Here is an 8,731-nt window from a genome sequence, read left to right on the forward strand (position 1 = left end):
CTCTTTTTTGTATTTGTAAACTTTTTGGCAGTGGCAATACAGATTAACGTTTGGAGAACTGTTTGGCACGGCGTGCTTTGCGCAGACCGAATTTTTTACGTTCAACTTCACGTGCATCACGAGTTACCAGACCAGCAGCAGACAGAGTTGGCTTCAGAGCTGCATCGTAGTCAATCAGTGCACGGGTAATGCCGTGACGAATCGCACCAGACTGGCCGGTTTCACCGCCGCCTACTACATTTACTTTAATGTCGAAAGCTTCCAGATTTTCGGTCAGTACCAATGGCTGACGTACAATCATACGGCCGGTTTCGCGACCAAAAAACTCATCAAGCGGACGACCATTTACAATAATCTGACCGCTACCCTTTTGCAGGAAAACACGAGCCACTGAACTTTTGCGGCGACCCGTGCCGTAGTAATATTTACCGTTCATTGCGTGTCCTTAGATATCCAAAACTTTAGGTTGTTGAGCAGCATGGCCATGTTCTGCAGTAGCATATACTTTCAGCTTTTTAATCATGGCATAGCCCAACGGGCCTTTAGGTAACATACCTTTAACGGCTTTTTCCAGCGCACGACCAGGGAACTGGTTTTGCATTTCTGTAAAAGTACGCTCGTAGATACCACCCGGGAAGCCTGAGTGGCGATAGTATTTTTTGTCAGTCTGTTTCTGACCAGTTACACGCAATTTGTCAGCGTTGATTACAATGATGTAATCACCTGTATCAACATGCGGCGTGTATTCTGGCTTATGTTTGCCACGCAGACGGCGAGCGATTTCAGCAGCCAAACGACCCAGAACTTTGTCTTGAGCGTCAACTACATACCAATCGCGCTTCACCTCATGCGGCTTAGCTGAAAAGGTTTTCATAGGAGCTAATCCAGATAAATATACGAAAGCTTCTAATATTAAAGATTAATCAAGTGATTGTCAATTGCCACACTTGGTTGATATGACAAACCCCCTGTACTCAGCAAGGTAGACAGACAATGCTTTTCACCCCAGATTTATGCCTAACCGATGCGTTTGAATGGTGGCAAACACGCCAGTAACTGCTTGCCATAACGTGCTGTCAGAATACGGTTATCCAGAATGGTTACCCGGCCGTAATCTGTTTCGGTACGAATCAGCCGTCCTACTGCCTGTATCAGCTTGATACTCGCTTCCGGCACAGTAATTTCCATGAATGGATTGCCGCCGCGTGCTTCTATCCACTGGTTACGGGTTTTCTCAATCGGGTTATCCGGCATGGCAAATGGCAGCTTGGCAATAATCACTTGCACACACATTTCACCAGGCAAATCCAGCCCTTCGGCAAAACTGTCGAGCCCAAAAATGATACTGGGCTTACCGGCAGCAATGGCTTCCTGATGGCGCTGCAATAATACCTGTTTGGATATTTCCCCCTGTACCAACAATAGCGGCAAATGACTGTCTGGTAATTTCAATGCCACTTCCTGCATTTGTCGGCGTGAAGAAAATAGCACCAAAGTACCAATGGCTTCATTTTCATTAATCAGTTTCGGCAGCCATTTGACAATTTCACTGGTATGCGCAGCAGCATCTTTCGGACTGGCGGCCAGTGCCGGTATATACAGTTCACCCTGTTCGGCAAAATGAAACGGGCTATCCAGTGCCAGCATGGTGGTATCCGGCAACCAGTTCAGGCCGGTTTGCTTCAACAGTAAATCGAATGTTCCCAGCGAGCGCAGCGTTGCTGAAGTAAGCAGGGCACCGGCTGCACGCCGCCACAAACCACTGGCCAATTTGCTGGCACTGGTAATGGGTGAGGCATTAAAACTGTAATCCACTTTATCTTTAAAAGTTCGCGTAATCCATTTAGCCAGTGGTGCTTCACCTTCTACATTCTCAGTAGAAATTAAATCCCATACATCAACTACCTGCTCTGTTCGCGCCAGCAACATACCCAAATCGCCACTTAGCCGGTCGAGCAGGCTGCTGTCCTGATTTTTATCGCGCCGTGCGGCCACTAGTGCTTCATTCATGCTGTTTATGTGCTTGAGCAACATGCGTGCCGCTATGGCTGTATTGTTTACCAGCATACTTAAGCTGGACGGAATAGTGCCATCCGGCCACAGCCAGCTGCTTTCTTCGATGCCTTCCTGTGTAGCCAGACTGGGTTCATCAGCCAGATGAATCAACCACTCCTGCAAGCTTTCCTGCAAGCCGGATGCAGCCTCGGTAGCCATTACAGCCAGCTCACTCTTATCCAGCACACCAGCCACTTTATCAATAATATTACCAATCCGGTCCAAAAACCACAGTGCCTGATTGAGGCTGTGTTCAGCAGCAAACTGCTGCAAGGCCTTGTGCGATAAATGATGAGCCTCATCAATGCAATAAAAGCTGTTGGCTGGTGATGGCAGAATCACGCCCCCGCCCATACCAATATCAGCTAACAACAAATCATGGTTGGCCACAACTACATTCACCGTTTCCAGTGTTTCCCGTGCCAGAAAAAACGGACATTCCGGCCGATTAGGGCAGCCGGCTTTCAGGCAGCCATGGCGGTCATTGGTTACCCTTTGCCACAGGCTCTCATCCATCTGTTCCGGCCAAGTGTCACGGTCGCCATTAAAAGTACGCGCAGCAAACTGGTCTGCCATCTCACGCAATACAGCTAATTCTTCAGCTTTCGGCTTTCTGTCCCATAATTCCTGTTGTGGTTCAAACCCCTGCAAACTATCCTGCGCGTTTAATTGGGTTAATTGATACAGTTTATACGGACACAAATAACGTCCTCGCCCTTTTGCCAGTGCAAAGCTCAGACTCAAGCCACTGTGCCTGACGACAAACGGTAAATCCCGCCCCACCAGCTGCTCCTGTAAGGCCACCGTGGCACTGCTAACCACCAGAATTTTGCCACGTGTCTGCGCCATAATTCCACCAGCCAGTAAATACGCCAGACTTTTCCCGACACCCGTTGGGCCTTCCACTATAACGATAGACTCACCATTGCGCTCCGGTGCATCCTCACCAGCCTGCTGTTGCTGAGTACGCGAAAATGCATTGGCAATGGCTGCAATCATTTCCCGCTGAGCCTGACGCGGCCGGAAATGGGGCAGACTTTTAGCGATATTCTGGTAATGTTCGCGTATGGCGTTTTTTTCTAAATCAGTGAGCATAACTATTCAAGCAAAGGACAAATGGCATAAATGCTTATTCTATTTAGTAGTAAAGTTATTTAAAATCAGTGTATTTGCAGACTCATTCCAATTATATACTGAAATTCCATATTAAATTTCAGCAGGTACATTATGAACAAAATTATCTATCTTGTTTTATCCTGTTTAGTGGTAACAGGCCTGATTGCCTGCTCCAAAACCCAGCAGGACACAGCACCTACTACCCCAACCACAAAAAAAGAACTGGTTTTTGGTGCTTCTGCCATGCCCTATAGCACTGTCTTTGAACAAGGTATCAAACCCATTCTGGAAAAACAGGGCTACACAATCAAAACCCTGAATTTTTCCACGCTGGAAGTGAATAATCAATCAGTTAATAATGGTCAGGTTGATTTTAACCTCGATCAGCACACTGCTTACCTTAACGTTTTTAACCATGAAAAAAACACACACCTGTATCCTCTGGTACATATTCCTACAGTTCCAGCCGCCATTTATTCAGATAAATACACTTCTATCCAGCAGGCTCCCAATGGCGCCAGCGTGCTGATTCCCAGCGACCCGGCCAATACTTCCCGTGCATTGCGCATCCTCACCGACAACCATTTAATTCAGCTAAAACCCAATACCAATCCGATACTAGCTACTACCAGAGATATTGCCAGCAATCCCAAACAACTGAAAATCAGGGAAATTGATTCCGTGATGATTCCGCGCACATTGAATGAAGTAGATTTCGGTTTTGCCTCCGGTGGCATTGCTTATCAGTCGAAACTGGATCCGAAAAAAGCTGTCTTACGCGAAAAAGTAGTTCCGGAAATGGAAATGGTGGTTACCATCAATGAAAAAAACAAAGACATGCAATGGGCAAAAGACCTCAAAGCAGCCTATCAGTCACCAGAATTTAAACAATTTATGCAGAAATACAATCAAAATCAGATGTGGGTAATGCCACAGGGAGAATAAAGTATTTCAGCCCCCAATTACTCTGAAAACTGCCGGTAATATTATTCCTGTATTACCGGCAGTTTATATATCAGTAACAGCCCAAAGGCCACGTCTGCCTCTCAACTACCAGCCTCATAGATACTAAAATAAATATCCGCTACAAAATAATATAAATTTCTTATCACCGATTAGCAGCATCACCAGACAAATCGTTTCCAAAGCAAAATATCTTTAATAAAAATAACATAACAACAATATTAAATACATTTTATAATAGAAAAATTACACCACATACTTGCATAAGCATGACTCTATACAAAATCAAACCTGCTTTTCAAAAACTTTTACGTCCACTTATGTTCTGGCTATACAGAAGGGGCATTACCGCCAACCACGTAACCCTTGGCGCTATAGGCCTTTCAGTCATTATTGGTGTCATACTGGCCATTTTCCCCTACCTCGGGCTTTTCTGGCTGCTACCTATTACCCTGTTTATTCGCATGGCACTCAATGCGCTGGATGGTATGCTGGCACGCGAATGCAACCAGCAAAGCCGGCTTGGTGCAGTTTTAAATGAGCTGGGTGACGTATTATCTGATATCGCCCTGTATTTACCCTTTATCCTATTATCGGGTAGCAATACTGCAGTAGTACTGATTATGCTGTTTTGCGCTGTGCTCACTGAATTTTGTGGCATTCTCGTCCAAACGATTAACGGGATTCGCAGCTATGCCGGCCCAATGGGTAAAAGTGACCGCGCCCTGATTTTTGGCACATGGTCATTACTGCTGGCCATCTGGCCTGAATTAACCTCATGGAATAATCTACTGTGGTGTGTGTCTATCATCTTACTGCTATGGACTTGCATTAACCGCTGCCGTAGTGCCTTAACCGGAGGCCACTAATATGCTGCTGCAAAAGTCCTTACTGGTTATCTTCTGCCTGTTATTGCTGGCAACAGTTATTAATGGACTGCTGGTATGTCTGAAACCGAACAAAGACTGGCACGAACTAACATTACGCATTCGTACGTGGTGGATTATTATCATCCTGTTTTCTCTGGCACTGATTAGCCCGCACTGGCTCGGATTAAGTTTTTTTGCGCTGGTCAGCTTCATGGCCTTAAAAGAATATTTAACATTGGTACCTGCCCGCCATGCCGACCGGATGCCTATTTTATGGATGTTTATCACCATTCCAATTAATTACTGGTTAATCGGAATCGATTGGTATGGGCTGTTTATCGTATTTATTCCCGTATATATGTTCCTGTTCTTACCTGCACGCATGGTGATTGCCGGAGATACCAGACACTTTCTGCGCACTGTCTCTCAGCTACAATGGGGGTTGATGACCACTGTATTTACTTTTAGCCATGTTGCTTTTCTCTTAGTGCTACCCAACGATAATCAACAAACTGGTGCACTGCTGGTACTGTTTCTGGTGGGTTTAACCGAATTCAACGATATTACTCAATATCTGTGGGGCAAATCTCTGGGCAGAATTAAAATCACCCCTAAAGTCAGTCCGAATAAAACACTGGCCGGCTTACTTGGTGGAATTGGCAGCACCACCATTGCCGCCATGCTATTAGGCCCGCTACTCACTTCGCTAACCTGGGGTATGGCCTTACTGGCCGGCCTGATTATCAGCGTAAGCGGTTTCTGTGGCGATATCGTCATGTCTGCAATCAAACGGGATATCGGTATTAAAGACAGCGGTACACTGTTACCCGGACATGGAGGCATCCTCGACCGTCTGGATTCACTGATTTTTACCGCACCCGTATTTTTTCACTTTATTCGTTATTTCTATTACTAAACCATGCTGAAATCATTACTCAAACCAATATTTGCCTTATGCATAGTATGGCCGGTTATGCGTTTATGGATGGGTTTACGTATTCACCAACACCACAACTTGCCCAAACAGGGTCCAGCCATCATTGTTGCCAACCACAATAGTCACATGGATGTTTTTGCGTTGATGTCACTCTATTCACCCTTACAACAACGCCACATTCATCCTGCGGCAGCAGCTGATTACTTTCTCAGTAATAAATGGATGGCCTGGTTTGCACTCAACATCCTGAATATTATTCCAGTAACCCGACAGAATAGTGGTCAGGGCAATCCCCTGCAAGGCTGCGAAGAAGCTTTACGCAAAAATAAAATTCTTATTCTTTTTCCAGAAGGTTCACGTGGTGAGCCAGGGAAAATGCAGCCATTAAAATCAGGCTTATGGTATCTAAGTGCCGCCATGCCCGATGTACCGATTATTCCAGTGTGGCTACAAGGCACTGAACAGATTATGGCAAAAGGCAATCGCATCCCCTTACCCCTGTTTATCGATGTCAACATTGGCCGCCCCATGTACTACCACCCCGACAAAGAACAATTCAAGGCTAAATTATTAAACAATTTACTAGCATTGCGTCCGCTATATAAAAAAAGAGACTCCAATGACTGAACAACGCCAAGCAGAAGAAAGTATTTTTCATACCAGTGATAAACAAGAATTATTTTACCGACTCCTATTCCCTCAGTTTTCAAGCTAAGGTGAGTACCGAGACAACCACTTCTACACTTTCCACCATCCATAAACCAACAAGTGCTTTTTCATTATCTCTAGCATCAATTCATTTACAAAATAGCTTAAATACAACACATAAATTTATTTATTATTTTGCATTTAACAGATATAAAATCAATTATAAAATAATTAAAATACTGCTTTTAGATACAAAGTCAACTAAAGCAGATGATAAACTAAAGGAAACATAAGCGAGGGAGAAACAATATTTAAAAACCTTAAAACTAAAAAATATATATGGCAAAAAATAGTTGCAACTTGTTGTCTGAAAATGTATTGCCACTCCATATGATTGGTCAAGCCAGGTAAAGTATGCTGGGATGAATAGAAAAACTAGTTTATAGTACCCTGAATTTAAATCTCACAGCTCTATTGGGTATAACATGACGTTATCGGGAGTTGTAAAAAATGATATATAGCTATCTATTACACATGTATCAGATGTTTCTATAAAAATAATATCTTTTCCAAGTGACAAAACCAAAATACCACCATCTTCACAAGATATCACTTTAGCTTTAAAAATCATATTGTTATTAATGAAATTAATGCTAAACTCGTGATTTTTTTCAAGAGTTATATTTTTACCCCATTCAAAAAAATCATCAATTTCTAATTCAATATTATAAGAAGTATTTAATAATGGCTTATTATTTCCCCAAATAGCGACACCATAACCTAAATCAGATTCGAACTTCACTAAATTTTCGTCTATTTTGCCTTTTAAAGTAATTTTCATTTTTTCAATGGTATCCTAATAATTTATAGACTTTGCCATTTTTTATACGATCAAACTTACTTACTTTAGCACATGGTGCTAATCCTAATGGATCAATCCACGTTAGAGAATTAGATGCATACTGATGCAGATTAAACCCACCCAGCAGCCCAATCGGATCTGGCTGAGTAAATCTACCTATATCCGAGTCATAGTACCTGAACGTATTGTAATGTAAGCCGGTTTCTCTGTCTAAATATTGTCCCTGATATCTGAGATTCTGCTCTATGGGTTCGTGTTCGATTTCATGAATCCGTTTACCCCATAACTGAAAGCTACATTCCCAAAGTATTTTACCGTTTGCATCGGTTAGTTCTTCTGGGCAGCCATTCAGGTCGGTGTGGAAGTACATGACCCTTTCTGGCTCATTACTTCGTTTATCTATCCGTGCCAGTGGTTCGTAGCTGTTCTGGTCTGTGTAGATATATAGGCTGGTAGGGTGATTCGGACCGGTTTCCTGAATCATTCTTAACCCGTCCCACAGGAAGCGGGTACGATTGTAAGGTTTGCCTTCGCGGTTTAACTTTTGTTTTTCGATGCGTCTGCCAAGGGCGTCGTAGAGGTAGCGGTATCGTTCCGTTTTGTTGAGCTGTTCGATGCGTACTTCGCTCAGACGGTGTTCGGCATCGTAGTGGTAATGCTGGGTAGCACCGGTGATCTGTTTACTGGCAGTTCTGCCGTGCTCGTCGTAGCGGTAGTGGTGCCCTCTGAAATGCAGGAGCTGGTTACAGCGAATCAGGTTGTGGTTGCTGTAGTCTTCTCTGTATTTGCTGTCCAGCAGGTTGGCTGCGGCATCGTATTGCAGGGTTTCCCAGTATCTCTGGTTGCGACAGCCTTCGATTCTGCCGGTGTGATCATAGCGGTAATCGGTCTGGCCGTGTTTGCTGTGTTTTTTGCTTACCAGTCGGTCTAGGTTGTCGTACTGGTAGCTGCGTTCGAGCAGGATATCGGGCAGGATGGGGTTCTGATTGCGCTGTATCTGTTTGCGTTGCAGCCGGCTGTTGCGGTCGTATTTGAACTGGGTGTTCAGGCGTCCCTGAGTGCGTAATACTTCGCGGTGCAGGTTGTCGCGTTCGATATCGCTGATGATGTGGCCGTCGATGTTTATCTGGTGCAGGTGGCCGGAGCCGTAATAGAGGTTGTTGATGGTGCGCCCATCCGGCAGGGTGGTGGCGATGCGATTGCCCAGTGGGTCGTACTGGTGGCTGAGGGTGCCCTGTGCGGTGGTTTCGCTCAGCAGGTTACCCAGTTGATCGTAGCTGA

9 protein-coding genes are annotated in these 8,731 nt (G+C 44.5%); 4 read left to right on the forward strand and 5 right to left on the reverse strand.

Annotated features, from left to right (window positions below; translation table 11 throughout):
- Positions 1-43: 43 nt before the first annotated feature.
- From rpsI to dinG, 3 genes are all read right to left on the reverse strand, one after another.
- Positions 44-436, reverse strand: a complete 393-nt coding sequence (gene rpsI, locus BGI33_RS07940) for a 30S ribosomal protein S9 (protein WP_025329932.1) — start codon at positions 434-436, stop codon at positions 44-46.
- Positions 437-445: 9 nt separating this feature from the next.
- On the reverse strand, positions 446-874 hold the full coding sequence (rplM, locus tag BGI33_RS07945; protein ID WP_100090679.1) for a 50S ribosomal protein L13: 429 nt from the start codon (positions 872-874) through the stop codon (positions 446-448).
- A gap of 143 nt (positions 875-1,017) precedes the next feature.
- Positions 1,018-3,150 carry an ATP-dependent DNA helicase DinG gene (gene dinG, locus BGI33_RS07950; RefSeq protein ID WP_100090680.1) on the reverse strand — a complete coding sequence of 711 codons (2,133 nt, stop codon included), beginning with the start codon at positions 3,148-3,150 and terminating at the stop codon, positions 1,018-1,020.
- Between the two features lie 132 nt (positions 3,151-3,282).
- Between dinG and BGI33_RS07955 the strand changes: the two genes are divergently transcribed.
- The 4 genes from BGI33_RS07955 to BGI33_RS07970 all read left to right on the forward strand — a co-directional run bounded on the left by BGI33_RS07955 (position 3,283) and on the right by BGI33_RS07970 (position 6,567).
- Positions 3,283-4,116, forward strand: a complete 834-nt coding sequence (locus BGI33_RS07955) for a MetQ/NlpA family ABC transporter substrate-binding protein (protein WP_100090681.1) — start codon at positions 3,283-3,285, stop codon at positions 4,114-4,116.
- 287 nt (positions 4,117-4,403) lie between these two features.
- Complete coding sequence (locus BGI33_RS07960) at positions 4,404-5,003, forward strand: CDP-alcohol phosphatidyltransferase family protein (RefSeq protein ID WP_100090682.1); 600 nt, start codon at positions 4,404-4,406, stop codon at positions 5,001-5,003.
- A gap of 1 nt (position 5,004) precedes the next feature.
- A complete protein-coding gene (locus BGI33_RS07965) occupies positions 5,005-5,919 on the forward strand; it encodes a phosphatidate cytidylyltransferase (RefSeq protein ID WP_100090683.1) in 915 nt (304 codons plus the stop codon).
- A 3-nt stretch (positions 5,920-5,922) separates the two neighbouring features.
- Positions 5,923-6,567, forward strand: a complete 645-nt coding sequence (locus tag BGI33_RS07970; protein WP_100090684.1) for a lysophospholipid acyltransferase family protein — start codon at positions 5,923-5,925, stop codon at positions 6,565-6,567.
- A 484-nt stretch (positions 6,568-7,051) separates the two neighbouring features.
- Here the strand turns inward: BGI33_RS07970 and BGI33_RS07975 are convergent, their stop codons facing one another.
- Together BGI33_RS07975 and BGI33_RS07980 are read right to left on the reverse strand one after the other, a co-directional pair.
- Positions 7,052-7,429, reverse strand: a complete 378-nt coding sequence (locus tag BGI33_RS07975; protein ID WP_100090685.1) for a hypothetical protein — start codon at positions 7,427-7,429, stop codon at positions 7,052-7,054.
- Between the two features lie 4 nt (positions 7,430-7,433).
- Positions 7,434-8,731: RHS repeat domain-containing protein (locus BGI33_RS07980; RefSeq protein ID WP_144235406.1), on the reverse strand; the 1,298-nt coding region annotated here is incomplete at its 5' end.

This window comes from Snodgrassella alvi, assembly GCF_002777425.1.
Classification (GTDB): domain Bacteria; phylum Pseudomonadota; class Gammaproteobacteria; order Burkholderiales; family Neisseriaceae; genus Snodgrassella; species Snodgrassella alvi_B.

Excerpts from the sequence above, each read along its gene's own strand:
- rpsI (WP_025329932.1), bottom strand. The coding sequence starts at position 436 with ATGAACGGTAAATATTACTACGGCACGGGTCGCCGCAAAAGTTCAGTG.
- rplM (WP_100090679.1), bottom strand. The coding sequence starts at position 874 with ATGAAAACCTTTTCAGCTAAGCCGCATGAGGTGAAGCGCGATTGGTAT.
- dinG (WP_100090680.1), bottom strand. The coding sequence starts at position 3,150 with ATGCTCACTGATTTAGAAAAAAACGCCATACGCGAACATTACCAGAAT.
- BGI33_RS07955 (WP_100090681.1), top strand. The coding sequence starts at position 3,283 with ATGAACAAAATTATCTATCTTGTTTTATCCTGTTTAGTGGTAACAGGC.
- BGI33_RS07960 (WP_100090682.1), top strand. The coding sequence starts at position 4,404 with ATGACTCTATACAAAATCAAACCTGCTTTTCAAAAACTTTTACGTCCA.
- BGI33_RS07965 (WP_100090683.1), top strand. The coding sequence starts at position 5,005 with ATGCTGCTGCAAAAGTCCTTACTGGTTATCTTCTGCCTGTTATTGCTG.
- BGI33_RS07970 (WP_100090684.1), top strand. The coding sequence starts at position 5,923 with ATGCTGAAATCATTACTCAAACCAATATTTGCCTTATGCATAGTATGG.
- BGI33_RS07975 (WP_100090685.1), bottom strand. The coding sequence starts at position 7,429 with ATGAAAATTACTTTAAAAGGCAAAATAGACGAAAATTTAGTGAAGTTC.